The following is a 24728-nucleotide window of genomic DNA, read 5'->3' on the forward strand; positions in this document are numbered from 1 at the left end:
GTCACCACGGAGCAGATCGGAGGTGAACGGGCACCATGGCTACGCACCGGCGAGTGGGAGAATTGACGGGTGACAGACACCCGCACGTATCTCTGGGCCGGCTCCTACACCGCAGACTCCGGCGGATCAGGCGCGGGAATCGAGCTGCTCGACGCCGCCGTTGGCCGCTCGCTCGAGTCGCTCGGAACCGCAGCCGAAGCGCCGTCTCCGTCGTTCCTCGCGGCACACCCCACCGCCCCCGTGCTCTATGCCGTCTGCGAGGCGGCCGGTTTCGTTCAGGCCTACTCGGTCGTCGACGGAGAAGAGGGCCACCTCGGACCCGCCCTGACACCGCTCGGCGAGTCGTGGACCACGGGCGACGCCGGATGCCACGTGGCCGTCGACCCGCGCGGCCGCTATGCGATCGTCACCTGCTGGGGCGACGGCCAGGTGATCCTCTTCGGCCTCGACGGCCGGGGCGGCATCGTCTCGCGCACGATCGCCCCCGCCGCGCGCGACCCGCACGCTCACCGCAACCCCGCGTATCCGGCCCTCGGAACCGCCAGGCCGTCGCGCGCCCACGCCAGTCTCATACTGCCCGACGGGCGCATCCTCACCACCGACCTCGGGCTCGACGTCGTGCGCATCTGGACCCACGACCCGCTGCGGGGACTGGTGCGCGCGGGCTTCGTGACGCTCCCCTTCGAGTCCGGGCCGAGGCACCTCGCACTGCACCGCGACGGGCGCGTGCTGGTCGTGACCGAGTACTCGGTCGAGGTGTTCACGCTCGCGCCGAACGACGAGGGCGGATTCGACGTCGAGCACCAGACCCCTGCCATCGAGGGCGGCGCCGACGAGGGCGACACCGCCGCACACATCGAGCTGTCGGCCGATTCGACTCGCGCCTACGTGGGCGTGAGGGGCTCGAATCGCATCGCCGTGCTGAGCGTCGACGACGACGGCGCGCACCCCCTCGAGGCGTCGCCGTCGGGCGGCGACTGGCCGCGGCACCACCTCGTTCACGACGGACTGCTGCGGGTGGCCCACGAGCGATCGAGCGAGGTCACGACATTCGCGCTGGATGCCGCGACCGGCCTGATCGGCGAGCCTCTCGATTCACTCGGGGTCGGCTCCCCCACCTGCCTGGTGCTCGCCCGCTAGCTGCGCGGCCCTTCCGCAATACAGGTTGTTCTGTCAACACGCCGCTGTTCGGAGCACGAAACACCGGCCTTGGCCCCATCCATCCTGTCGAACGGATCCGCTCTTCAGATCGGGCAGCTCACAAACCGGCCGAGGACTTCCTCGATCGTGCCGCGAGGATCGCGAAAGCCGCAGCGACCGCGAGCGCGACCACGAAGACGGAGCCGAACGCCACATCGCCGTCGAACACGGTGACATCGCCGGCCGGAGAAGCGAATGTGCAGAGCGATCCGGTCGGAACCACCGAGAACACCGTCGACGGAGCTGATCCGTGGAGTCGGACCCTTCATCCGACCGACCCTACCGCTGGTGCTCGCCCGCTAGCGCACTAGATGGCGGACAGCCTGCCGACCACCTTCGTCGTGAGGCTCTCCGTCCACGGCACGGGGTCGACATAGCGCGGCGGCATCACGCCGACGAGGGTCATGCCGAGCTGGGCGTAGCGCTCCATGTCGGCCAAGAAGGCGTCGGTGTCGCCGGTCGGGTCGCCCTGGTACAGCATCGTCTTCTCGATGGCGTCGTAGTCGGTTCCGAGCTCGTCGCAGTGGCCGCGCAGCACCTCGAGCTTGTGAGCGACGGTCGCGAGGGCCCCGTCGCCCGGAGCTCCGAAGAGGTTGCAGGCCTGCGCGTACTGCGCCACGAACTTGAGTGTCTTGCGCTCTCCGCCGCCGCCGATGAGGATCGGCACCGATCCGCGCACGGGCTGGGGAAGGCTGATCGTCTCGGCCAGCGAGTAGTGCTCGCCCTCGAAGGGGCCGTCGTTCGGCGACCACATCTGCCGGCAGATCTGCAGTGTCTCTTCGAGCCTCTCGAAGCGCTCCTTCGTCGAGGGGAACGGCACGCCGAGCGCCGCGTGCTCCCGCTCGTACCAGGCCGCGCCGAGGCCGAGCACGGCCCGGCCCTTCGAGAGCACGTCGAGGGTCGTCACCGTCTTGGCGAGCAGGCCCGGATGCCGGTAGGTCACGCCCGTGACCAGCAAGCCCAGCCGCATCCGGTTCGTGACGCCCGCGAGGTAGCCGAGCGAGGTGTAGCCCTCGAGCATCGGCTCGAACGGACCGCCGGCGTCGAGCATCTGGAACCAGTGGTCCATGAACGAGAACAGCGAGACGCCGCCCTCGTCGGCGATGCGCGCCGTCTCTGTGAGGCGATCGGCAAGGGTGGTCTCCCACTCGGGAGCGGTGAACGTGTAGTAGTGCAGACCCAGATCCATATCGTCACCCTAACCCCGAAAAACGCAGGCCCGAAAAGCAGCAGGGCCCGCAGAACACCGTCCCCGCCGGGTTAGCCTCGATCCATGAGATACACACGACTCGGCAGCACCGGACTGAAGATCAGCGAGGTCGTGCTCGGCTGCATGAGCTTCGGCACGCCCGACCGCGGCGGTCACGCCTGGACCCTCGACGAGGAGGCGAGCCGGCCGCTCATCCGCAGCGCCATCGAGCAGGGCATCACGACCTTCGATACGGCGGATGTCTACTCCGACGGCTCGAGCGAGGAGATCGTCGGTCGCGCGCTGGCCGACTTCTCCCACCGCGACGATGTCGTGATCGCGACGAAGGTGCACGGACGCATGGGCGATTCACCCAACCGCGGGGGTCTGTCGCGGGCGCACATCATGTCGGCGATCGACGACAGCCTGCGCCGCCTCGGCGTCGACCACGTCGACCTCTACCAGATCCACCGCTGGGACGCGGAGACCCCGATCGACGAGACGATGAGCGCACTCAACGACCTCGTTCGCGCCGGCAAGGTGCGCTACATCGGCGCCTCGTCGATGTGGGCGTGGCAGTTCGCCAAGGCCCAGCGCGTGGCCGAGGCGAACGGCTGGAGCCGCTTCGTGTCGATGCAGGACCAGTACAACCTGCTGCAGCGCGAGGAGGAACGCGAGATGCACCCGCTCTGCATCGACGAGAAGGTGGGCGTTCTGCCCTGGTCGCCGCTCGCGCGTGGCCGGCTCACACGCGACTGGGATGCCGAGACCGAACGCACGGGCAAGGATCTCTTCGGGGCGACGCTCTACTCCTCGAACGACGACTCGAATCGCGCGATCGTGGATGCCGTGGCCGCGATCGCGGGTGAGCGCGGCGTCTCGCGCGCCCAGGTCGCCCTCGCGTGGGTGCGGCAGCAGTCGGCGGTTTCGGCGCCCATCGTGGGAGCGACCTCGCAGAAGCACCTCGACGACGCCGTCGCGTCGCTCGACGTCGAGCTGAGCGAGTCGGAGCTCGCACGCCTGATCGAGCCGTACACGCCGCGCAATCCCGAGGGCTTTTAGAACTGCGTGATTGAACAACCCCATACCAACACTTATTGCATAAGTGTTGGTATGGTCGAGCCGTGGATGCACGTGAGGGAATGGCTATAGCCATTCCGCCCACAGGTTCAGAGACACACAACTGGACTCCTCGATACCCCGATCTCTATTCGCGGTCCGAGGTGAACCGACAGACCGGCCCCTACGACGCCGCCACGACTCCGCCGATCGCGCAGTGGTCACCCGTACTCTCGAGCGAGACGATCGCCGACGTCGAGGAAGCAGCACTGGCCATTCGAACGTTCGACCTGCATTCGCAGGCCGTGCTGGGCTCAACCGATCCCGCCCTGGCGCCGATGTCCGCAATTCTTCTTCGAACGGAGTCGGCATCCAGCAGCCAGATCGAGCATCTGACGACATCAGCGAAGCAACTCGCCCTCGCCGAGATCGACGAAGGCAAGAAGTCCCACGCCCTCACGGTGATCGGCAACGTTCGAGCCGTGGAAGCGGCGCTGCGACTGTCTGACTCCCTCGACGCGACAAGCGTTCTGGCGATGCACAACGAGCTTCTGAGTCGACAGCCCGGCTTGGAACACGAGGCGGGACGATACCGCCGCGAGCTCGTCTGGATCGGGAACCACGACACGGCCGGCCCTCGCGGAGCATCCTTCATCGCTCCGCAGCACGAACTCGTGCCGCGTGCCGTCGACGACGTCATGTTGTTCGCACGCCGAACAGATCTGCCCTCTCTTGTGCAGGTGGCTGTGGCTCACGCGCAATTCGAGACCATTCACCCATTCGTCGACGGCAACGGCCGTACCGGCCGCGCCCTGGCACAGGCGATGCTCCGCCACAACAAGATCTCGGCTCACACGACGGTGCCACTATCAGCAGGACTGCTCGTCGACACGGAGTCGTACTTCGACGCGCTCAACCGGTATCGACAGGGAGACGCGGGTCCCATCGTGCGTCGGTTCGCAGATGCCGCTCGCTACGCTTCGGTCACCGGGCGGACTCTCGTCGACGCGCTCGCCGATCAACTCAGAGAGTCCACAGAAGCACTGTCCGGGATTCGTTCCGACTCTGCCGCATGGAGGATCCTGCCGCGACTCGTCGGGCAACCGGTGGTCAACACCCGCTACCTCGTCGGCACTCTCGGCTCACGCGATGTGACGGTTGCCAGGGCCTTGGATGTGCTGACCACACGCGGAGTGCTTGTCGAGCGCACCGGATTCTCCCGCAACAGGGTCTGGGAGCACCGAGGAATTCTGACCGTGCTCGATGACTACGCAAGGGAGGTTAGGAGGGCGCGATAATCACTCTTGACGGGTCACTTGTTTTTTGCAAGTATCAGATCAGCCACCCGTCGAATCCAGCTGAGGAGCCCCACAATGTCGTCGATGTTCGTCAACCTGCCCGTCACCGATCTCGAGCGCGCCAAGGCGTTCTACACCGCTCTCGGGTTCCGCATCAATCCCATGTTCACCGACCACAACGCGGCCTGCGTCGTCGTCGAAGACGGCCATAACTACTTCATGATCCTGGTGCGCGAGTTCTTCCAGACGTTCACGAAGCTGCCGATCGGTGACAACGCGGTGAACCCGGCCGTGTCCACGGCGATCTTCCTCGACACCCGCGAGGCGGTCGACGAAGCCGTGACCAACGGGCTGTCGGCCGGCGGAACCGAGCCGCAGCCGGCATCCGATTACGGTTTTATGTACCAGCGCCAGATCACCGACCCCGATGGAAACCTCATCGAGTTCGGCTGGATGGACCCGGTCGCCGCGGAGCAGGGTCCCGAGGCGTTCGCGAATCAGCAGCCCGAGCAGGCCTAGGGCTCGATGGCCGCGCGCGATTACGGGCAGTACTCCGGCGTCACCCGAGCCGTCGAGCTCGTCGGCGAGCGCTGGGCACTGCTGATCGTGCGCGACCTGCTGGTGGGGCCGCGCCGCTACGGCGAGCTCGCCGAGGGGCTCGCGCGCATCCCGAGCAACATTCTCGCGACCCGGCTCAAGGAGCTTCAGGCGGCCGGCATCATCCGCCGCGCACCGCGATCGCGCATCATCGTGTACGAGCTCACCCCCTATGGCCGGGAGCTGGAGCCCGTGGTGCTCGCACTCGGCGCCTGGGGATTCAAGGCATTGGACGAGCCACGTGACGAGCAGGTCGTCACCCCGGCGTCATTGACCATGGACCTGCGGTCCGCCTTCCAACCGCGGGTGGCTCTCGAGCTGCCGGCAACGTCGTATGCGGCCCGCATCGGCGACGCGGAGCTGTTCATCAGGGTGGATGGGTCGGCCCTCGACCTGACGCGCAGCGACGGCCCCGTCGACATCACTTTCGCGACGGGTCCGGCCATCCACCGGCTCATCTCGGGCGACTTGGCGCCGCAGCGGGCGATCGAGACAGGCGCCGTCGAGGTCCTCCGCGGCCACGGCGCACTGCTCGACCGCTTCGCGAGCACGTTCCACGTGGCTGCCCGACCCCGCACGCACTGAAGTGCGGAGAGTGGCCGCTTTCATATCGATCGAAGCGGCCCTTCTCCGCACTTCAGTGCGTTCAGTGAGAGCTACTCGGCGTCGAGGTCCGTTTCGAGCAGCGCGGCGAGCTCCTCGAGCGCTGCCTCGGCCCCATCGCCCTCGGCGGCGAGCGTGACGATGTCACCGTTCGCCGCGCCCAGGCTCATGATCGACAGGATGCTCGCGGCGTCGAGCGGGGTGCTGCCGCCCTTCGAGATGGTCACCTTCATGGGCTGGCGCTTGACCGCCTCGATGAAGACGGAGGCGGGACGGGCGTGCAGTCCGACGCGGCTGGCGATGGTGGCGGTGCGTTCAGGCATGGTGTGTCTCGTTTCTTGAATCGGGGGTGCTTGTTTCAAAGGTTTCGATGAAGAGGTGTCGGTGCTGAGGTGCTAGTGCTGACGCCTCAGCGGGCCGCGACCGGCACGCCGGCCTTGACAGACGAAGCCGACGCGGCCGACGACGTTGCGCCGGCCACAGACGAGTCGGCGGTGTCGGCACCCTCGACCGGGCGGCGACGCACCCAGCGCTTGAGCGCCACGACGAGCAGTCCGGACACGACGGTCCCGGCGAGGATCGCGACGATGAACATGGCCAGGTTGCCGATCGCGAAGAAGACGAAGATGCCTCCGTGCGGTGCCTGCGAGGTCACCCCGGAGCCCATCACGATCGCGCCGGTCAGGGCGCTTCCCACGATTCCGGCGGGGATGACGCGCAGCGGGTCGACGGCAGCGAATGGAATCGCGCCCTCCGAGATGAACGCGGCGCCGAGCAGCCACGCGGCCTTGCCGTTCTCACGCTCGGCTGCGCTGAACAGCTTCTTGTCGAGCACGGTGGCGAAGGCGAGCGCCAGCGGCGGAACCATTCCCGCGGCCATGACCGCGGCCATGATCTCCCACGGCGCCTGGTTCGTGGCCGAGCCCGCCGAGAGGCCGGCCACCGCGAAGGCGTAGGCGACCTTGTTGATGGGTCCACCGAGGTCGGCGGCCATCATGACACCCAGGATCAGGCCGAGGATGACCGCGCTCGCCCCGGTCAGCGACGAGAGCCACGTGGTGAGGCCGGACATGAGCAGAGCGATGGGCCCGCCGAGCACGATGACCATCAGGCCGGATGCGAAGATCGAGCCGACGAGCGGGATGATGACGACGGGCATCAGGCCACGCAGCCAGCGCGGCACCTGCAGCCGCCCGAGCGCCCACGCGATGAATCCGGCGAGCAGACCGCCGACGAGGCCGCCGAGGAATCCGGCGTTCATCAGCAGGGCCACCGCACCTGCGGTGAAGCCCACCGCGATGCCGGGACGGTCGGCGATCGCGTAGGCGATGTAGCCGGCGAGGGCGGGAACCAGGAAGCCCATCGACGCCGCACCGATGGCGAATGCCACCGCGCCGAGGTAGGTGCCGAGGCCTCCGTCGGGCAGGTTGAAGAGGCTGTAGTTCAGGATGATGTCGGTCGCGTTGCCGCTGATCTTGTAGCCCGCGAGCAGGAAGCCGAGGGCGATGAGAAGGCCGCCGCCCGCGACGAACGGGATCATGTAGCTGACACCGGTGAGCAGCCAGCGCTTGATCTTCTGGCCCACGTGCTCGTCGGTCGTGGTGCCGGTGGATGCCGCGGCGCCGTCACCCGCGACACGTCGCGCCTGCGGGTCGTTCGCGGCGGCGAGCGCCTCGGCGATCATCTGGTCGGGCTCGTCGATTCCGCGCTTGACCGGCGCCTGGATGACGGGCTTGCCCGCGAATCGCGCCTTGTCGCGCACGTCGACGTCGACCGCGAAGACCACGGCCACGGCGTTCGCGATGATCGCGGGATCGAGCGGTGTGACGCTCGACGATCCCTGCGTCTCGACGTGCAGCTCTGCGCCGGCGCGCTTGGCGGCCGCCACGAGCGAGTCGGCGGCCATGTAGGTGTGCGCGATGCCGGTGGGGCAGGCGGTGACGGCCACGAGGATGGGCCGGGCTGCGGCATCCGGTGCCGGTGCGTCGGCCACGGGGGCAGCCGACCCGGCCGCATCCGACGCGGGAGCCGCGACAGGCTCGTCGGCCAGCGCACCGTCGACGAGCTCGACGATCGCCTCGGCGCTCGGAGCCTCGCGCAGCGCGGTCACGAACTCGGGCTTGATCAGCGAGCGCGCGAGCTTCGACAGCAGCACGAGGTGCGCCTGGTCGGCGCCGTCCGGGGCGGCGATGAAGAAGATGATGTCGGCCGGGCCGTCGGATGCGCCGAAGTCGACGGCGGGGGCCGGCCTGGCCATGGCGAGCGTCGGCTCGAGCACGGCCGTCGAACGGCAGTGCGGGATGGCGATGCCACCCGGGATGCCGGTGTCGGTCTTGCTCTCGCGAGCCCAGGCATCGGCGAAGAGCGCCTCGGTGTCGCTCGCGCGACCGGATGCGGTGACGAGTTCCGCGAGGCGCCGGATGACGGCCGCGCGGTCGGTGCCGAGATCCTCGTCGAGGATCACCAGCCCAGGGGTGATGAGTGAAGACATCGTTGTTCTCCTTACAGGGTGATTCGCTCCGCGGGGATGCGCGGAAGCGTGGTGACGACGAGTTGTTCGGGATGCGTCTGGTCGAGCCTCGGCACGGTCGTGCCGGGGAGGGAGGCGGCTGCGGCGCCGTGGGCGACAGCCTGGGCGAGGCGGCCCGCGGGCAGGTCGCCTCTCTGGTCTGCGAGCACGTAGCCCGCGAGCGAGCAGTCACCGGCGCCGACCGTGCTGCGGGCGACGATCCGAGGGGCCGGCGCGAACCGGGCGGCGTCGGAGTCGACGAGCACGGCTCCGTGCGATCCGAGCGTCACGAGCACCGAGCCGAGGGAAGGCGAGAGCAGGGCCTCGGCGAGCGACACCGCGAGCGCCGGATCGGCCTCGAGCTCCTCGTGCGTCGCAGAACCCGTGTCGAGGCCCTGCGATTCGGCCAGCTGCAGCAGCTCCTCGGCGTTGGGCTTGATGAGGTCGACCCTCTCCCCCGACGCGACGAGGGCGGCGAGCGGCGCGCCCGAGCTGTCGACGGCGATGCGCAGCTGCGCCGCCGCAGAGTTCGGCACGGCCGGCACAGCCCGCACGGCTCGTACGAGATCCGCGTAGAACGTGTCGGGCACGCCCGGAGGAACCGAGCCGGCGAGCACGAGCCACGACGCCGAGACGCAGGACGCGACGACCGCCTCGATCAGCTCGGCCACCGTCTCCGCGCTCAGGTGCACGCCGGGGTCGTTGAGCTTCGTGGTCGTTCCGTCGGGCTCGGTCAAGGTGATGTTCGAGCGGATGGGCGCGTCGATCGACACGGTCGCCGTCGGAATGCCCGACGCCTCGAGCGCCACGACCAGCGGGTCTGTCGACGCGCCGGGCAGGATGGCGAGGGTCTCGCATCCGGCCGCATGCAGGGCCCGCGAGACGTTCACGCCCTTGCCGCCCGGCTCCTGGCCGGTGACGACGGCGCGCTGCACCTGGCCGCGCTCGAGCGGAGCGTCGAGCTCGACCGTGCGGTCGAACGAGGGGTTCACGGTGAGGGTGACGATCACGGCACGATCACCTCCACGCCCTCGGCGTCGAGGGCGGCCGACAGCGTTCCTGCGGGGTCGACGTTCGAGACAAGGGTGTCGAGGTCGCGCAGCTCCGCGAACCGGTAGAGCGCCTCCTCGTCGAGCTTCGTCGAGTCGGCCAATACGACCGAGCGCCGGGATCGGCGGATCATGGCGGCCTTGACCGCGGCCTCCCTCTCTTCGGGAGTGCTGAGGCCGAAGGCGGCGCTCACGCCGTTCGTGCCGAGGAAGGCGATGTCGGGCCGGAGCCGATCGAGCTGCTCGATCGTGGATGCGCCGACAGCCGCGCTGGTGAGGCCTCGCACGCTGCCGCCGAGCAGGTGCAGCTCGATGGAGGGGTTGAGGTGCAGCAGGGCCGCGATGGGAACGGAGTTCGTGATGATGGTCAGCGGATGCCCGTGCGACGGGTTCCAGTCGACGAGCAGTTCGGCGAGCATCCCGGTCGTCGTGCCGGCGTCGAGCAGGATCGAGCCGCGGAAGGTGTCGCCGATCATGTCGAGGGCTGTGCGGGCGATCAGGAGCTTCGCGTCACGGGACTTGTCGGCCCTGACGGCGACGGTCGATTCGGCCAGGCTCGTCTTCGATCCGGCGACGGCCCCGCCGTGCACTCGTAGCAGAACGCCACGACGTTCGAGGTGGTCGAGATCCCGGCGCACGGTCTCTGCGGTCACGCCGAATCGCTCGGAGAGCTCGGTGACCGTGACGCGGCCCTGCGCGCCGATCGCTTCGCCGATCTGCTGGTGCCGCTCTATGGCGTACATGTCGTCGTTGACCTCGTCTTTCGATTCGTCTGTGAACCTGCGTCTGGCTGTGTTGTGATGTGACTTTATGTCTGTTTGTCTGTTAAAGCAAGATAAACAAAGATTTTGGATGCCCTTCGACAAGCTCAGGGAACGGCACGGCTGCCCTTCGACAGGCTCAGGGAACGGCCCTGTGCTCAGGCAACCGGGAGGGTTCTCCCTTACCGTGAAGCGATGACCGACACCCTCACCCGAGAGATCGAGATCGGCGAGAGCCCCCAGCATCCGGTGCGCCGCGCACTGCGCCGTGCCCGGGCCTGGGTCGAGCGGCACCCGCGCATCCGGTTCGCCTACCGATTCGCCGTAGCGGTTCTCGGCGCAACAGTGGCCATCGTCGGGCTGATCCTCGTGCCGTTGCCGGGGCCGGGCTGGCTGATCGTGTTCCTCGGCATCGCCATCCTCGGCACCGAGTTTCCGGCAGCCCACCGCCTGGGTCAGTGGCTGAAGCGCGTACTCGCGAAGGCCGTTTCGAAGTGGAAGGCGTGGCGCGCATCCCGTTCTGCCCGTGCGTCAAGCTCCTCCCGAATGGACACACCGCGCGCCTAGGATGAGCAGCACTACCCCCGTGCAGTGCGTAAGGAGACGTTCCATGACCGGTTCCGCATCCACCATCGACGGGCTTCAGTCGCCCGTCATCCCGCGCGACGCGCACAACCCCTGGTATCAGCGGCCGGCCGAGCCGCTCGAGGGCGAGGCGCTGCTGCAGGTCGATGCCTGGTGGCGGGCCGCCAACTACCTGTCTGTGGGGCAGATCTACCTGCTCGACAACCCGCTGCTCGAGCGCCCCCTCAGCCGCGACGATGTGAAACCGCGCCTGCTCGGGCACTGGGGAACCACTCCCGGCCTGAACTTCGTCTACGCCCACCTCAACCGCATGATCCGGCACCGCTCTCTGCCGACGCTCTACATCGCGGGCCCCGGCCACGGCGGTCCCGGCATGGTGGCGAACGCCTGGCTCGACGGCACGTACTCCGAGATCTACTCGAAGATCGACCAGTCTGTCGATGGCATGCGCGGGCTGTTCCGCCAGTTCAGCTTCCCGGGCGGCATCCCGAGCCACGCCGCGCCCGAGACCCCCGGGTCGATCAACGAGGGCGGCGAGCTGGGCTACTCTCTCTCGCACGCCTACGGTGCCGCGTTCGACAACCCGAACCTGCTCGTGGCCGCAGTTATCGGCGACGGCGAGGCCGAGACCGGCCCGCTCGCCACGGCCTGGCACTCGAACAAGTTCATCGATCCGCTGCAAGACGGCGTCGTGCTGCCGATCCTGCACCTCAACGGCTACAAGATCGCCAACCCCACCGTGCTGGCGCGCATCCCCGAAGAAGACCTGCTCGCGCTGATGCGCGGCTACGGGCACAACCCGCACATCGTGTCGGGCGGCTTCGACGGCGAGGACCCGCTGCTCGTTCACGCCCGCATGGCCGAGACGCTCGACACCGTGCTCAACGAGATCGCCGCCATCAAGCAGGATGCCGCCGACGGCACCCTCGAGGGAACTCCCCGCTGGCCCATGATCATCCTGCGCACACCCAAGGGCTGGACCTGCCCCGCCGAGATCGACGGCCTGCCCGTGGAGAACACGTGGCGAGCGCACCAGGTTCCGTTGGCGAGCGCCCGCGACACCGAGGCGCACACCCGCCTGCTCGAATCGTGGATGAAGAAGTACAAGCCGGAGGAGCTCTTCGACTCGTCGGGCGCGCCCACACCGTTCGTCACCGGTCTCGCGCCCGAGGGCTACCTGCGCATGAGCGCGACGCCGTATTCGAACGGCGGGCTGCTGCGACGCGAGCTCCGGATGCCGGACTTCCGCGAATACGGGGTCGACGTCACGGCCCCCGGCCACGAGACGGCCGAGGCCACGAAGGTGCTCGGAGGCTGGCTCGCCGACGTCATCAAACTGAACCCCGACAACTTCCGCATCTTCGGGCCCGACGAGACGGCATCCAACCGCCTGCAGGAGGTCTACACGGTCACCGACAAGCAGTGGAACGCCGAGATCCTGCCTGTCGACATGAACCTCGATCGGGCCGGCCGCGTCATGGAGATGCTGTCGGAGCACCAGTGCCAGGGGTGGCTCGAGGGCTACCTGCTCACCGGCCGGCACGGCCTGTTCAACTGCTACGAGGCCTTCATCCACATCGTCGACTCGATGTTCAACCAGCACGCGAAGTGGCTGCAGGTCGCCCGGTCGATTCCGTGGCGTCGCTCCGTGTCGAGCCTCAACTACCTGCTCTCGAGCCACGTCTGGAGGCAGGACCACAACGGCTTCAGCCACCAGGACCCGGGCTTCATCGACCACGTCGTGAACAAGAAGGCCGACGTCGTTCGGGTGTATCTGCCCGTCGACGCGAACACTCTTCTGTCCACCTACGACCACTGCCTGCGCAGCGTCGACTACATCAACGTGGTCGTCGCCGGCAAGCAGCCGGGGCCGCAGTGGCTCAGCATGCCGGAGGCGGTGGCGCACTGCACGCGCGGCCTCGGAATCTGGGACTGGGCCGGCACGGAGCGACCGAGCGACGAGCCCGACATCGTGCTCGCGTGCGCCGGCGATATCCCGACCATCGAGACTCTCGCGGCCGCATCCCTGCTGCGCAAGCACCTGCCCGAGCTGCGCGTGCGCGTCGTGAATGTGATCGACCTGATGCGCCTGCAAGACGAGACCGAGCATCCGCACGGCCTGTCCAACCGCGACTTCGACACCATCTTCACGACCGACAAGCCCATCGTGTTCGCCTATCACGGCTACCCGTGGCTCATCCATCGCCTGACCTACCGCCGGGCGGCGAACGCCAACCTGCACGTGCGCGGCTTCATCGAGGAGGGCACCACGACCACCCCGTTCGACATGCTCATGCTGAACAACCTCGACCGCTACCACCTGGTGATCGACGTGATCGACCGGGTTCCCGGGCTGGGATCGAAGGCAGCAGCGCTTCGGCAGGACATGCAGGATGCCCGCATGCGCGCCCGCCAGTACACCCGCGAACACGGCGAGGACATTCCCGAGGTCGCCCAGTGGCTGTGGTCGGGTGACGACGGCGTGGGCTTCGACCGGCAGAACCTGCAGGCCGTCGACGAGACCGGCGGAGACAACGCCTAGGGCGCGCCCCGCTCTGCCCGCTCCCTGAGCGTGTCGAAGGGCCGCCTGCCGTTCCCTGAGCCTGTCGAAGGGCAGCCTGCCGTTCCCTGAGCCTGTCGAAGGGCAGCGGGGAGGGCTCTACTGCGGGGCCGGGCCCGTCGAGCCGCGCAGAATGAGCTCGGTCGGCAGCGACTCGGACTCGACCGCGTCGAAGCCGCCCGCGTGGAGCCCCGCGATGAGCAGGTGCGCCGAGCGTCGGCCGATCTCAGCCATGTCCTGTCGCACGGTGGTGAGCCCCGGGGTGACGATCGCGGCCATGTCGACGTCGTCGAAGCCGACCACGGAGACGTCTTCAGGAACGCGCAGGCCGGCCTCGCGCAGCCTGGTCATGGCGCCGATCGCCATGTAGTCGTTGCAGCCGAAGAGCGCAGTGAACCTCACCTCGTGGGCGAGCAGGTCGGAGACGAGATCGTAGCCCGACTTCAGCTCGAAGTCGCCGTGCAGCGTCAGCGCGTTCGGGAACGACTCCTTGATGGCTCTGGTGCGCTCGATCGTCGAGTGCAGCCCCGCGAATCCGGCGATGATGACGGCCCGGGTGTGCCCGAGATCGCGCAGGTGGCGGCCGAGCATCTGCGCCCCCACGAAGTTGCTCGAGGTGACTGACGGAACGTCGGGCAGGGTGTCGACCTTCTCGTCGGCGAAGACGATGGGCGAGTTGCCCGACACCCGAACGAGTTCGTCGCTCGCCGAGATCTCCCTGCTCGCGGTGTAGATCAGCCCCTCGATCGACCGGGTGCGCAGCAGGTTGAAGTAGCGCTTCTCCCGGCGCGGGTCGGAGTTCGACGTGCTGCAGATGATGAGTCCGTAGTCGAGTTCGTCGGCCACCTCCTCGACACCGCGCGCGATGCGGCCGAAGTACCAGTGCGAGATGTCGGGTACGGCCAGGCCGATCATGCCGCTTCGCCCCGACTTGAGGCGCTGGGCGCCGGAGTCGGGGACGTATTCGAACTCGGTGATCAGCTTCTGGATGCGTTCGGCCGTCGCAGGATTCACCGGTCGCTTTCCCGAGAGGGTGTGCGAGACGGTGGTGACACTCACGCCGGCGGCGGCAGCGATCTGCTGCATTGTCCACGGCTTCGATGGGGTGTCGGTCACGAACTCACAGTAACCGAGAGAGCCGTGCACTCACGACCCTGTGTCGCATTTTGCAAAACGAGTTGCGACCGAAAAGACGGCCGCATAAGAGAGGTACGACCCGAGCGGTCGTGCACCTTTCTTTTACAGTCCAGAAACAGGAAGAAATCGGGCTGAAACACACTCCCCGTACCGTCGGACGGAGAAGTCGCAAAACGATTTGCAGCCCGACCCGCACCACAGTCCTGTGCGCCTGCCGCATGCCCGCCATAGCCTCCCACCCGCCAAGGAGAATCAATGCACTCCCGTTCCCCCCTCACCCTCAGCACCGCCGCCCGCACCGCCTCCGCCCGCACCGCCCCCGCCAGCACCTCGCACGCCCGACGCAGCACGAGACTGGTCGCGGGCGCCGCAATGGGCCTGTCGGCCATGCTGGTGCTCGCGGGCTGCAGCAGCGCCAGTTCCGAGACCCCGTCCTCCGACAGCCCGGTCGCCCTCACCCTGCAGACCTCGTGGATCCCGCTCGTGCAGTTCGGCGGCAGCTACGTCGCCGACTCCGAGGGCTACTACGCCAAGAACGGCGTCGACGTCGACATCCTGCCCGGCGGCCCCGACGTCGACTCGATGGCCGCCGTGGTCTCGGGCCAGGCCGACATCGGAATGGGCAACGCCGACACCGTGGCCCGCGCCAACGAGCAGGGCGCCGACCTCGTGATCATCGCCGCCGGGTTCCAGAAGAACCCCCTCGCGATCCTCTCGAGCCCCGACAAGCCGATTGCCACTCCGGCCGACATGGAGGGTATGAAGATCGGCGTTCCCAGCGGAGACGAGGCGGCTCAGGACGCCCTCCTCGAGGTCAACGACGTCGACGCGTCGAAGGTCACTTCGGTGCCGGTCGGATTCGACGTGGCCCCGCTCGTCAGCGGCGAGGTCGACGGCCTCTGGGTGTTCTACAGCGAGCAGCCCATCGCCTACGAGGACACGACCGGAAAAGAGGGAGTCACCTTCCTCACCGCCGACTTCGGGCTCGACGTCTACGCCCAGGTCTATGCCGTCACGAAGGAGTCCCTCGAGGACCCTGCGAAGAAGGCGGCCATCGAGGGCTTCCTCAAGGGAGAGATCGAGGGATGGCAGAGCTACGTCGCCGATCCCACCGAGGCCGTCGACCTCACGGTCAACGACTATGCGAAAGACGGAGGCCTCACCGTCGAGGAGCAGACCAAGCAGGCCGAGCGCCAGATGGATCTGCTCGTGACCGATGAGACCGACGAGCACGGCCTCTTCTGGATGTCGGACGAGGGCATCGAGAAGAACGTCGACACCCTGACGACGCTCGGAATCACCGACGTCGACGCCTCGCTCTTCGACAACTCGCTGCTCGAGGACATCTACGGCGGCAAGTCCAGCCTGCAGTAGAACCGACCGCCGCGGGTGGGGCCGACCCGACTCCCCCACCCGCGGCATCCGCCCCGCACCCCGCACCACCCCGCACCCGACGACAAGGACACCCGACGTGGACGGCACCGGCTTCACCCTCAGCAACCTGACCAAGGTGTACTCGTCGAAGAAGAGCGATGTGCTCGCGCTCGACGACGTCTCCCTCGCCGTGCCCCAGGGGTCGTTCACCGCGCTCCTCGGCCCGTCGGGCTGCGGAAAGTCCACGATCCTCCGCATCCTGGCCGACCTCGAGTCGTACTCCGCGGGCGAGGTGACGATCCACGGGGAGAGCCCCTCGTCGATCCGAAGCGCCCACCGGCTGGGCCTCGCCCTGCAGGACCCGTCGCTGCTGCCGTGGCGCAGCGTGCGCGACAACATCCGCCTGCCCGGCCAGGTCATGGGCATCGGCATTCCGAAGAGCCGCATCGACGAGCTGATCGCGCTCGTCGGTCTCGACGGCTTCGCGGATGCGCGACCGTCGCAATTGTCGGGCGGCATGCGCCAGCGGGTCGCGATCGCGCGAGCGATCGTCGCAGAACCCGAGATCCTGCTGCTCGACGAACCGTTCGGCGCCCTCGACGAGATCACCCGTCAGCGTATGAACGAGGAGCTGCAGAAGCTGTGGAGCGCCACCAGCGCCACCGCCCTTCTCGTGACCCACTCGATCTCGGAGGCGGCGTTCCTGGCCGACCGGGTGATCGTCATGTCGCCGCGGCCGGGGCGGATCGTGGGAGACATCGCCATCGACTTCGAGCGGCCCCGACGCCGCGAGCTGCTCTCGACCCCCGAGTTCCACGCTGTCTGCGACGAACTGAGTTCGCTGCTGCACGCGGGCGCCGACCAGGAGTCCCTGCAGGCGGTCGAGGCGTGAGCGTGTCGACCTCGACGCCGGTCTCGACCTCGACGCCGACCGCCTCGCTGCACACGCCGGCGCAGCAGCAGGCGATCGCCACCGAGCGCGCGCGTTCCCAGCGCGCCGGCCGCCGGGCCGCGCTGTCGGGCTGGGTGACCACCGCGCTGGTGAGCGTCGCGCTCATCGTGCTGTGGGAGATCCTGGCCGACGTCGCCCTCACGCGACTGGGCGTGCTCGCGTCGCCGAGCGCGATCATCCGGAGCCTGATCACCGAGCCGCAGCTCTACGTCGGGGCCTTCACCAGCACGGCGTGGATCGCGGTGCGCGGATGGTTCTGGGGCAATCTCGCAGCGATCGTCGTGGCCATTCTCTTCGTGCAGCTTCCGGCCCTCGAGTCGCTCTTCCTGCGGCTGGCGCTTACCCTGTTCTGCCTGCCGCTGGTCGCGGTCAACCCGCTGCTGCAGCTCACCTTCGACCCCGACACGGCGAAGGTCGTGCTCGCAGGGCTGTCGGTGTTCTTCACCACCCTCGTCGGAACGATGCTCGGTCTGCGCTCCGCCGACGGCGGACCGCTCACGATGGTGACCGCCTGGGGCGGGCGGGCGCTCAGCTCGCTGCGTTTCGTGCGGCTGCCCTCGGGCGTCCCCTCGATTCTCACGGGGCTGCAGATCGGCGCCGCCGCGGCCGTGCTCGGCGCGATCTTCGGCGAGTTCATCGGCGCGAAGGCCGGCCTGGGGGTGCTGCTCATCAACGGCCTGATGTCGCTCGACCTGGCCCGCGTGTGGTCGGTAGCCGTGATCGCGACCCTGATGGCGGCCGTGCCCTACGGTCTCTTCGGCCTGCTGCGCCGCTGGCTCACCCCGTGGTCGGCCACGATCTCGAACGCGCAGCAGGCGGCGCCGGCCGTGCGTGGGTCGCTCGGAACCAGAACCCTGCGCGCTGCGGCCTGGACGGTCGGCTCGATCCTCGTGATCCTCGCCGCGTGGTGGGCCTATCTCATCGTGTTCGACATGTCGCCGTTCGTGGGCAAGTCTCCGATCGACGTGTACACCTACCTGTTCACCGCCGACGACGCGAGCGAGAACCGCGCTGTGATGGTCGACGCGCTCGGCGTGACCCTGGTGCACGCGGGGGTCGGCTACATCGCCGGGCTCGTGATCGGCATCGCCGCTGCCGTGTCGTTCGTGCTCTTTCCCATCGTCGAGCGTGTGCTCACACCCCTTGCCGTGGCCCTGCGCTCGGTGCCGATCATCGTTCTCACGCCGGTGCTGATCCTCGCACTGGGCCGCGGACTAGGAGGTGTCGTCGCCATCACCGCCATCGTCACCTTCTTCCCCACGCTGGCCAACACGCAGGGAGGGCTGAAGCGTGTGCCCGCCGACGCGTTCACCCTGCTGCGCAGCTACGACTCCTCGGTCTGGAGCACACTGTGGCGCCTGCAGCTGCCCTACACGCTGCCCGCCATCTTCGCCTCCGCGCGCATCGCGGCCCCCACGGCAGTGCTGGCCGCCACGCTCGCCGAGTGGCTCGCGACCGGCGACGGCCTCGGCCACGAGATCGTGAGCTCGCGCGCCCACTCCGACTACACCGGGCTCTGGGCGGCGGCCGCGATCCTTACCGCAGTGTCACTGATCTTTTACAGCCTGGTCAGCGCCGCCGAGCGCGCCGTGCTGTCGCGTTACGCACCATCCCAGCTCGGCTGACCCCGCCCGCCCCAGAAGCCCGCCCGCCCCAGAAGAAAGACGACACATCATGGCCACTCCCCACATCGGCGCCGACTCCGGAGCTTTCGCCCCTGACGTTCTGATGCCCGGCGATCCGCGCCGCGCCAAGCTCATCGCCGAGACCTTCTTCGACGATCCGCAGCTCGTCACCGAGGTGCGCGGCATCCTCGGCTACACGGGAACCTTCAATGGAAAGCCGATCTCGGTACTCGCCTCGGGCATGGGCATGCCCTCGATGGCGATCTACGCGACCGAGCTGGCCCGCTTCTACGACGTGACCCGCATCATCCGGGTCGGCACCATCGGCGGCATCGCCCCGTACCTGAAGCTCGGCGATGTGGTCGCCGCCTCGGCCGCGCACACGAACTCGAACATGACCGCGGAGTGGGTGCCCGGCGTCACGCTCAGTCACGCGCCCTCGTTCCCCCTGCTGCGCAAGGCCGTCGAGCACGGCGAGGCGACGGGCAAGACCATCCACGTGGGCCCGCTGTTCACCACCGACAGCTTCTACAACCCCGACACCGAGCTCGTCGACAGGCTGCTCGCCTATGGCACGATCGGCATCGACATGGAGGCGGCGGGGCTCTACGCTGTGGCGATCAAAGAGAAGTTCGACGCCCTGATGGTCGGCACGATCAGCGACCTGCCGGGCTCCGAGATGACCGCCGCCGAACGCGAGGCGACCTTCGCCGACATGGTGTCGTTCGCGCTCGCCGCACTGCAGTAGAGGACACGACGCCATGACCGATCCGCAGCCCGCCCCCGCCGACCTCATCATCACCAACGCGGTCGTGCTCGTGCACAACGATCTCGGCGAGGTCGACTTCGCCGAGAACCAGACCATCGTTGTGAGAGGCGGCCTCATCGAGTCGATCTCCGAATCCCGGCCGCCCTCGGAGCGACCCATCCCTGCGCTCGAGACGATCGACGCATCCGGAATGCTCGCGATGCCCGGCTTCATCAACTGCCACACGCACTCGCCCATGGTGATGTTCCGAGGAGCCGCCGAAGACGTTCCCGAGGACACGTGGTTCAACGACTTCATCTGGCCGATGGAGGTCAACCTCACCGACGACGACGTCGAGCTGGCGACGCGGCTGGCGGCCGCCGAGATGATCCGCAGCGGCGTCACCACGTTCGCCGACCATTACTTCAACATGGATGCCATCGCCCGGGTCACCGATGAGAGCGGGCTGCGCGGGGTGCTCGGCTCCACGTACTTCTCATCCGACGGCGAGGCCGGGCTGGAGCGTTCGCTGCAGTTCGCGCTCGATCACCGTGGAGCCGCCGGTGGCCGCATCACCACCGCCCTCGCGCCGCACGCTCCCTACACGGTGACCGACGAGGACCTCGCGAAGACCGCCGACGCGGCCCGCGACAACGACCTCCTCGTGCACATCCACGCCTCGGAGGCGCGGTACCAGATGAAGCACAGCCGCGAGCGCTTCGGACACACGCCCATCGAGACGCTGCGCCGTGCGGGGCTGCTCGACGGCAAGCTGCTCATCGCGCACGGCATCGGAATCGTGGCGGAGGATCTGCCCCTGTTCCTCGCGGCCACCGGAAGCATCGGCATCGGCAGCGCACCGAAGGGCTATCTCAAGCACGGACCCGACACCACACCCGTGCGCCTGCTCGAGTCGGCCGGCATCCCCGTTGGGCTCGCCACCGACGGGGCTGCCTCGAACAACACGCTCGACGTGTGGGAGAGCATGACGTTCATGGCACTCACCCAGAAGGCGCTCGAACGGGACCAGACCTACCTGACCTCGCGCCAGGTGCTGGGACATGCCACGGTCAAGAGCGCAAAGGCCGTGCAGCTCGGCGACAGCATCGGACGCCTCGCCCCCGGGTACCAGGCCGACCTCGTGCTCGTCGACCTGTCAGAGCCGCGCAACCAGCCGATCCACGACTACGCCAACATGCTGGTGTACAGCGCGCGCTCGAACGACATCGACACCACGATCGTCGCCGGTCGCGTTCTGATGAGGGGCAAGAAGGTGCTGACCATCGACATCCCGGCAGTGGTCGCCGAACTCCAGCCGCGCCTCGCCCGCCTGACCGACAGGAGCCACGGCAGGAGCATCCAGAACTACGACGCCTGATCCTCGAGGCCGGCCAGGAACTCCTCGATAGCCCGTCGCGACTCATCGACCGTGCGGGCGAGGATGGCCTCGCCCTTGGCAGCGGTCGCACTCGACGGGTCGCCGAACACCCCGCTGGGAGAGAACGGGTGCAGCTGCATGGGACGGGTTCCGAAGTCCGCTGGAAAGTCGGGATACTCGGCGACATAGCGCTCGGGATGCACGGTCGACGGGTCGATCGCCAGCATGATCGAGGTCTCGACCTCCTCGGCGTGGTTCAGCCCGGGAGCAGCCGGACGCGACTCGCGCACCTCGTCGATGGCGGCATCCATGCCGGGATAGTCGAGAACGAGGGCGGGGATGACCCCCTCGTCGACGAGTTCGCGGGCGGCGAGGGCGAGCGGCGCCCGGTTGCCCCAGTCGCCGTTCACGATCACGAACACGCGCACCCCTGAGAGAACGAGCGAGGCCCCGATATCCTTCGCGATGGCCGTGACCGTGCCGGGCGACAGCGAGACGGTTCCGGGGTAGCCCGCGTTGTTCCAGGTCTCTCCGTAGTGCACAGGCGGCAGCAGCACGGCGTCGAGCAGGCTCGCCAGCCGCCGCGCGACCTCCTCGGCGGTCGCGGTGTCGGTCGACAGGGGCAGCTGCGGGCCGTGCTGCTCGAGCGCGCCGAACGGCAGGATGGCGACGCCCGACGTGGCGGAGACGTGCGCGGCCACCTCGGGCCAGGTCGAGCGAGCCGCCTCGATCACGGCGCGTAGTCCTGGATCGAGCGGCCGTGCGAGGTGTCGCGCAGCGCAGGCACCCGGCGCTGGAGTTCGTCGGCCACGCTCGCGACGTCGATGGTGGTGAGCCGTCCACCCGACACGACGACGCTGCCGTCGACGAGCACCGTGCGCACGTCGGAGGATTTGACGCTCAGCACCAGCGCCGCGGCCAGGTCGTGCATGGGCTGCATGTGCGGAACAAGGGTGTCGATCAGCACGATGTCGGCCGTGTAGCCGGGCAGGAGCGCGCCCAGCGAGTCTCCGAGCCCGAACGCGTGCGCGCTCTGCCGGGTGGCCAGGTCGAGGGCGTGCTGCGAGGTCAACCAGGTGGCGTCGCTGTGCACGTTCTTCTGGACCATCGAAAGGAAACGCACGCTCTCGAGCACGTCGAGGGTGTTGTGCGAGGCGGGTCCGTCGGTGCCGACCCCCACGGTGATGCCAGCATCATGCAGCGTCTTCACGGGCGTGCCGCCCGACTGCGCGTGCTTCAAGTACACCTTGCTGCACGAGGCGACCGCGACCCGGTCTGCCCAGGGTCTGAGCCAGCGCAGGTCGTCTTCGATGATGCCCGCGCCGTGCGCGATGATGGCCCCGGTCTCGAGGATGCCGGTGTCGTGCAGCACCTGGATGGGCGTGACCCCGAGCCGGTCGAGACTCGAGCGGGTCTGCGAGGGGCTCTCCGACGCGTGGATGTGGGTGCGCACTCCGAGACGGCGGGCGTGCTCGGCCGTCTTCTCGAGGTCGGCGTCGTTCACCGTGTAGGTCGCGTGCGGTCCCATCGCGGTGGTGATTCGGCCGTCTGCGGCGCCGTTCCAGCGCTCGGCGAACTCCGCAGACCGCTCGATCCCCTCCTCCCCCTGCGACGAGAAGAAGGTCGAGGCGAGAAGTGCCCGCGCGCCGCTAGAGGCCACGACCTCGGCGATGCGGTCGGTCGAGAAGTAGTGGTCGGCGAAGCTCGTGACACCGGCCAGCAGCATCTCCCCCACGGCGAGCTGCGCGCCCAAGGTCACGTCGCGCTCGGTGAGGTTGACCTCCATCGGCCAGATGTGGGCGTTGAACCACTCGCTGGTGGGCACGTCTTCGGCGGAGCCTCGGAACATGGTCATCGGCGAGTGCGTGTGAGAGTTCATGAGCCCGGGAATGGCCACGTGTCCTCGGCCGTCGATGAGCGTCGTCGCCGCGTCACGCTCGGCCAGGGTCACCTCGACGCTGGGTTTCACCCACGCGATCGTGTTGCCCCGGATGCCGATGGCATGGTCGTCGAGGAACGTCGCCGTTCCGCGCGCCGCGACATCGGTGCGCGGCAGCGCGGTGTAGTTCGGGGCGGGCCGGGTCGTGCGGCTGAGAACCGTCGCCCCGGTGATGATGGTGTGCACGGGCTGCTCGGGCGCCCGCCCCGCTTCCTGCGCCGTCTGCTCGTTCGTCATTCGATCTCCTCCCCTGCGAGCCACCGTATCGTTCGGTCGAAGAGCGGGGCGTAGCCCGCCCAGCCCAGGAATGCGGGCGGCGCCCAGTGCGGCGCGAGGTCGGAGGTGAACGCGGCGCTTCGACCCGCGCCATAGCCTCCCACGGCCAGCAACGGATGCCCGGCGCAGCTCGCGAGCGTCGCCGCGCCCGGCCGGGTGGTCACCTCGTTGAGGCCGAGTAGCTCGGGCCACTGCTCGTCGAGCCCGTCGGTGATGGGATGCGCGTAGGCGAGCTGCGGCGCGGCGCCAGCCGGGAGCTCCACCCGGTCGTCGCGATCGAGGATCTCGACGGGAAGAGCCTCGGCGAGCGGCGTGCGCCCCCACCGCGCCTTCGCATCGATGCCGGAGAACGTGAGATAGCCGCCGACCATGAGGAGGCCGCCGCCGAGCTGCACGAACTCGCGCAGTGCTTCGGTGCGGTCGGGCTGGGCCTCGGACCGGGCGAAGGTGGCCGGGGGGAGCTGGAACGTGTTGGCTCCGACGTCGGAGATCACGACGACATCGGCGATCGCCGCGATGCCCTCGGCATCGGCGGGCACGCGCGTCGAGATCTCGTGCGCCGGAATGTGGGCGACGTCGTGACCCGCCGAGCGCAGGGCGGCGACGAACTCCTGCCCGCCCAGAGTGAACTCGGAGGTGTGAAAGGAGTCGAAGCCCTTCTGGTGAACCGAATAGACGAACCAGGATTCTCCGAGGAGCAGGACGCGTGACATGGCAGCACTGTATACCAATCGTTTTGCACGCCCGGAGTATTTCTTATACTCGAAACATTCGGGAAACACTGCAAAGCGTTTTGCGGCGTACCGTCGCCCTATCGAACCGTCCGAAGGAGACCCTTTTGTCACGCATCCACAGCTCTCGCCTCTTCGCGGTCGGCGGCCTCGTGCTCGCCGCCTCGCTCGCGCTCACGGCCTGCTCCGGCAAGACGGCCACCACGGGCGCCAGCACCGATCCCGACCTTCCCAAGGTCGCGATGCTCTACGGAACGACGGGTGACTTCTCGTTCATGGACAGCGCGTACAAGGGCTTCACCGACGCGCAGGACAGTCTCGACTTCACCCCCATCGACCTTTCCAGCCCCAACACCGACGACTACCAGGACCGCCTCGACCTCGCCATCTCCGAGGGAGCCGGCCTCGCCATCGGCATCGGGTTCCAGTACGCGACCCCGATGGAGCAGACGACCGACCACCCCGACACGCAGTTCGTCGCCGTCGACATCGACAAGGGCACGGTCATCCCCGACACCACCACCATCTCGTTCGCCGCAGAGCAGTCGTCCTACCTCGTCGGCATGGCAGCGGCACTCGCGTCGAAGACCGGCCACGTGGGATTCATCGGCGGCGTCGACCAGCCGAGCATCCAGAACTTCTTCGTCGGCTTCGAGGCCGGCGCCACCTCGGTCGATCCGAACATCACGGTCGACTCCACCTACTTGGCTCCTCTCGGCGACTTCACCGGGTTCTCCGACCCGACCAAGGGCAAGGAGGCCGCGGCTTCGATGTACTCGAGCGGAGCCGACGTCATCTACGCCGCAGCCGGCGGATCGGGCCAGGGCGTCTACGAGCAGGCGGCCGCATCCAGCACCGACGCCCAGAAGAACTGGGCCATCGGGGTCGACGGCGACGTCTACGAGCAGGTCGACGACTCGATCAAGCCGTACATCCTGACCTCGGCCATCAAGAACGTGAATGTGGCCGTCGAGGACTCGATCAAGGCATTCCTCGATGGAACCCTCGAAGAGGGCGAGCAGGACTTCGACCTGTCCAACGACGGCGTCGGCTACTCGACCTCCGGCGGCTTCGTCGACCAGTACAGCGAGCAGCTCGAGAAGGCCAAGGCGGATATCATCGCCGGAACGATCACGGTGACGTCGGCGCTCTAGCCGA

23 protein-coding genes are annotated in these 24728 nt (G+C 68.1%); 13 read left to right on the forward strand and 10 right to left on the reverse strand.

All coding sequences use genetic code 11. From position 1 onward, the window contains the following. The first annotated feature begins 69 nt into the window (after positions 1-69). Entirely contained in the window at positions 70-1140 is a 1071-nt protein-coding gene (locus ASF06_RS08185; protein WP_055945445.1) for a lactonase family protein, read from the forward strand. 118 nt (positions 1141-1258) lie between these two features. Here the strand turns inward: ASF06_RS08185 and ASF06_RS19470 are convergent, their stop codons facing one another. Together ASF06_RS19470 and ASF06_RS08190 are read right to left on the reverse strand one after the other, a co-directional pair. After that, complete coding sequence (locus ASF06_RS19470) at positions 1259-1423, reverse strand: hypothetical protein (protein WP_157439118.1); 165 nt, start codon at positions 1421-1423, stop codon at positions 1259-1261. An 84-nt stretch (positions 1424-1507) separates the two neighbouring features. Further along, a complete protein-coding gene (locus ASF06_RS08190) occupies positions 1508-2389 on the reverse strand; it encodes an LLM class F420-dependent oxidoreductase (RefSeq protein WP_055945448.1) in 882 nt (293 codons plus the stop codon). 84 nt (positions 2390-2473) lie between these two features. Here ASF06_RS08190 and ASF06_RS08195 point away from each other — a divergent pair, with 84 nt between their 5' ends. The 4 genes from ASF06_RS08195 (at position 2474) to ASF06_RS08210 (ending at position 5928) form a co-directional block, all read left to right on the forward strand. After that, positions 2474-3451: an aldo/keto reductase gene (locus ASF06_RS08195; RefSeq protein ID WP_055945450.1), complete on the forward strand. Its 978-nt coding sequence runs from the start codon at positions 2474-2476 to the stop codon at positions 3449-3451. 161 nt (positions 3452-3612) lie between these two features. Then, a complete protein-coding gene (locus ASF06_RS08200; protein WP_235500942.1) occupies positions 3613-4746 on the forward strand; it encodes a Fic family protein in 1134 nt (377 codons plus the stop codon). A 75-nt stretch (positions 4747-4821) separates the two neighbouring features. Next, complete coding sequence (locus ASF06_RS08205; RefSeq protein WP_055945454.1) at positions 4822-5265, forward strand: VOC family protein; 444 nt, start codon at positions 4822-4824, stop codon at positions 5263-5265. Positions 5266-5271: 6 nt separating this feature from the next. After that, on the forward strand, positions 5272-5928 hold the full coding sequence (locus ASF06_RS08210; RefSeq protein ID WP_055945457.1) for a winged helix-turn-helix transcriptional regulator: 657 nt from the start codon (positions 5272-5274) through the stop codon (positions 5926-5928). 71 nt (positions 5929-5999) lie between these two features. On the opposite strand, the gene ASF06_RS08215 is transcribed toward ASF06_RS08210, so the two are convergent. The 4 genes from ASF06_RS08215 to ASF06_RS08230 form a co-directional block, all read right to left on the reverse strand. Next, positions 6000-6269, reverse strand: a complete 270-nt coding sequence (locus ASF06_RS08215) for an HPr family phosphocarrier protein (RefSeq protein ID WP_055945459.1) — start codon at positions 6267-6269, stop codon at positions 6000-6002. 86 nt (positions 6270-6355) lie between these two features. Next, positions 6356-8437 carry a PTS fructose transporter subunit IIABC gene (locus ASF06_RS08220; RefSeq protein WP_055945462.1) on the reverse strand — a complete coding sequence of 694 codons (2082 nt, stop codon included), beginning with the start codon at positions 8435-8437 and terminating at the stop codon, positions 6356-6358. An 11-nt stretch (positions 8438-8448) separates the two neighbouring features. Continuing rightward, the gene (locus ASF06_RS08225; RefSeq protein ID WP_055945464.1) at positions 8449-9465 is read right to left on the reverse strand and encodes a 1-phosphofructokinase family hexose kinase; all 1017 of its coding nucleotides are present in this window, start codon (positions 9463-9465) and stop codon (positions 8449-8451) included. Then, positions 9462-10247, reverse strand: a complete 786-nt coding sequence (locus tag ASF06_RS08230) for a DeoR/GlpR family DNA-binding transcription regulator (protein ID WP_055945466.1) — start codon at positions 10245-10247, stop codon at positions 9462-9464. The genes ASF06_RS08225 and ASF06_RS08230 overlap by 4 nt, the downstream gene beginning before the upstream one ends. A gap of 213 nt (positions 10248-10460) precedes the next feature. Here ASF06_RS08230 and ASF06_RS08235 point away from each other — a divergent pair, with 213 nt between their 5' ends. After that, positions 10461-10832: a TIGR02611 family protein gene (locus ASF06_RS08235; protein WP_055945468.1), complete on the forward strand. Its 372-nt coding sequence runs from the start codon at positions 10461-10463 to the stop codon at positions 10830-10832. Between the two features lie 43 nt (positions 10833-10875). Then, positions 10876-13392 carry a phosphoketolase family protein gene (locus tag ASF06_RS08240; protein ID WP_082500785.1) on the forward strand — a complete coding sequence of 839 codons (2517 nt, stop codon included), beginning with the start codon at positions 10876-10878 and terminating at the stop codon, positions 13390-13392. 117 nt (positions 13393-13509) lie between these two features. Here the strand turns inward: ASF06_RS08240 and ASF06_RS08245 are convergent, their stop codons facing one another. After that, entirely contained in the window at positions 13510-14526 is a 1017-nt protein-coding gene (locus tag ASF06_RS08245; protein ID WP_157439119.1) for a LacI family DNA-binding transcriptional regulator, read from the reverse strand. 276 nt (positions 14527-14802) lie between these two features. On the opposite strand from ASF06_RS08245, the gene ASF06_RS08250 reads away from it, so the two are divergent. The 5 genes from ASF06_RS08250 to ASF06_RS08270 all read left to right on the forward strand — a co-directional run bounded on the left by ASF06_RS08250 (position 14803) and on the right by ASF06_RS08270 (position 20624). Then, positions 14803-15921 carry an ABC transporter substrate-binding protein gene (locus tag ASF06_RS08250; protein ID WP_055945472.1) on the forward strand — a complete coding sequence of 373 codons (1119 nt, stop codon included), beginning with the start codon at positions 14803-14805 and terminating at the stop codon, positions 15919-15921. Between the two features lie 97 nt (positions 15922-16018). Next, a complete protein-coding gene (locus ASF06_RS08255) occupies positions 16019-16813 on the forward strand; it encodes an ABC transporter ATP-binding protein (RefSeq protein WP_055945474.1) in 795 nt (264 codons plus the stop codon). A 2-nt stretch (positions 16814-16815) separates the two neighbouring features. Continuing rightward, positions 16816-18498 carry an ABC transporter permease gene (locus ASF06_RS08260; RefSeq protein ID WP_162237691.1) on the forward strand — a complete coding sequence of 561 codons (1683 nt, stop codon included), beginning with the start codon at positions 16816-16818 and terminating at the stop codon, positions 18496-18498. 49 nt (positions 18499-18547) lie between these two features. Continuing rightward, complete coding sequence (gene deoD / locus ASF06_RS08265; protein ID WP_055945477.1) at positions 18548-19246, forward strand: purine-nucleoside phosphorylase; 699 nt, start codon at positions 18548-18550, stop codon at positions 19244-19246. A 13-nt stretch (positions 19247-19259) separates the two neighbouring features. Next, complete coding sequence (locus tag ASF06_RS08270; RefSeq protein ID WP_055945479.1) at positions 19260-20624, forward strand: amidohydrolase; 1365 nt, start codon at positions 19260-19262, stop codon at positions 20622-20624. On the opposite strand, the gene ASF06_RS08275 is transcribed toward ASF06_RS08270, so the two are convergent. Genes ASF06_RS08275 through ASF06_RS08285 form a run of 3 tightly spaced genes read right to left on the reverse strand, consistent with a single transcriptional unit; the run spans position 20612 to position 23552 of the window. After that, positions 20612-21358, reverse strand: coding sequence for a creatininase family protein (locus tag ASF06_RS08275; RefSeq protein ID WP_055945481.1), 747 nt, complete (start codon positions 21356-21358; stop codon positions 20612-20614). The genes ASF06_RS08270 and ASF06_RS08275 overlap by 13 nt on opposite strands. Beyond that, the gene (locus ASF06_RS08280) at positions 21355-22800 is read right to left on the reverse strand and encodes an amidohydrolase (RefSeq protein WP_055945483.1); all 1446 of its coding nucleotides are present in this window, start codon (positions 22798-22800) and stop codon (positions 21355-21357) included. The genes ASF06_RS08275 and ASF06_RS08280 overlap by 4 nt, the downstream gene beginning before the upstream one ends. Further along, positions 22797-23552, reverse strand: coding sequence for a glutamine amidotransferase (locus ASF06_RS08285; protein ID WP_055945485.1), 756 nt, complete (start codon positions 23550-23552; stop codon positions 22797-22799). Before ASF06_RS08285 ends, ASF06_RS08280 begins: the two co-directional genes overlap by 4 nt. Before the next feature lie 125 nt (positions 23553-23677). Here ASF06_RS08285 and ASF06_RS08290 point away from each other — a divergent pair, with 125 nt between their 5' ends. Further along, a complete protein-coding gene (locus ASF06_RS08290) occupies positions 23678-24724 on the forward strand; it encodes a BMP family lipoprotein (protein WP_082479573.1) in 1047 nt (348 codons plus the stop codon). The last annotated feature ends 4 nt before the right edge of the window (positions 24725-24728 follow it).

The organism is Agreia sp. Leaf244 (genome assembly GCF_001422695.1).
Lineage (GTDB): Bacteria > Actinomycetota > Actinomycetes > Actinomycetales > Microbacteriaceae > Agreia.

Bases quoted from the DNA above. Each gene is read 5' to 3' on its own strand.
- ASF06_RS08250 (WP_055945472.1), top strand. From the start codon at position 14,803: ATGCACTCCCGTTCCCCCCTCACCCTCAGCACCGCCGCCCGCACCGCC.
- ASF06_RS08230 (WP_055945466.1), bottom strand. From the start codon at position 10,247: ATGTACGCCATAGAGCGGCACCAGCAGATCGGCGAAGCGATCGGCGCG.
- ASF06_RS08220 (WP_055945462.1), bottom strand. From the start codon at position 8,437: ATGTCTTCACTCATCACCCCTGGGCTGGTGATCCTCGACGAGGATCTC.
- ASF06_RS08280 (WP_055945483.1), bottom strand. From the start codon at position 22,800: ATGACGAACGAGCAGACGGCGCAGGAAGCGGGGCGGGCGCCCGAGCAG.
- ASF06_RS08235 (WP_055945468.1), top strand. From the start codon at position 10,461: ATGACCGACACCCTCACCCGAGAGATCGAGATCGGCGAGAGCCCCCAG.
- ASF06_RS08285 (WP_055945485.1), bottom strand. From the start codon at position 23,552: ATGTCACGCGTCCTGCTCCTCGGAGAATCCTGGTTCGTCTATTCGGTT.
- ASF06_RS08215 (WP_055945459.1), bottom strand. From the start codon at position 6,269: ATGCCTGAACGCACCGCCACCATCGCCAGCCGCGTCGGACTGCACGCC.
- ASF06_RS08205 (WP_055945454.1), top strand. From the start codon at position 4,822: ATGTCGTCGATGTTCGTCAACCTGCCCGTCACCGATCTCGAGCGCGCC.
- ASF06_RS08210 (WP_055945457.1), top strand. From the start codon at position 5,272: ATGGCCGCGCGCGATTACGGGCAGTACTCCGGCGTCACCCGAGCCGTC.
- deoD (WP_055945477.1), top strand. From the start codon at position 18,548: ATGGCCACTCCCCACATCGGCGCCGACTCCGGAGCTTTCGCCCCTGAC.
- ASF06_RS08270 (WP_055945479.1), top strand. From the start codon at position 19,260: ATGACCGATCCGCAGCCCGCCCCCGCCGACCTCATCATCACCAACGCG.
- ASF06_RS08190 (WP_055945448.1), bottom strand. From the start codon at position 2,389: ATGGATCTGGGTCTGCACTACTACACGTTCACCGCTCCCGAGTGGGAG.
- ASF06_RS08195 (WP_055945450.1), top strand. From the start codon at position 2,474: ATGAGATACACACGACTCGGCAGCACCGGACTGAAGATCAGCGAGGTC.
- ASF06_RS08240 (WP_082500785.1), top strand. From the start codon at position 10,876: ATGACCGGTTCCGCATCCACCATCGACGGGCTTCAGTCGCCCGTCATC.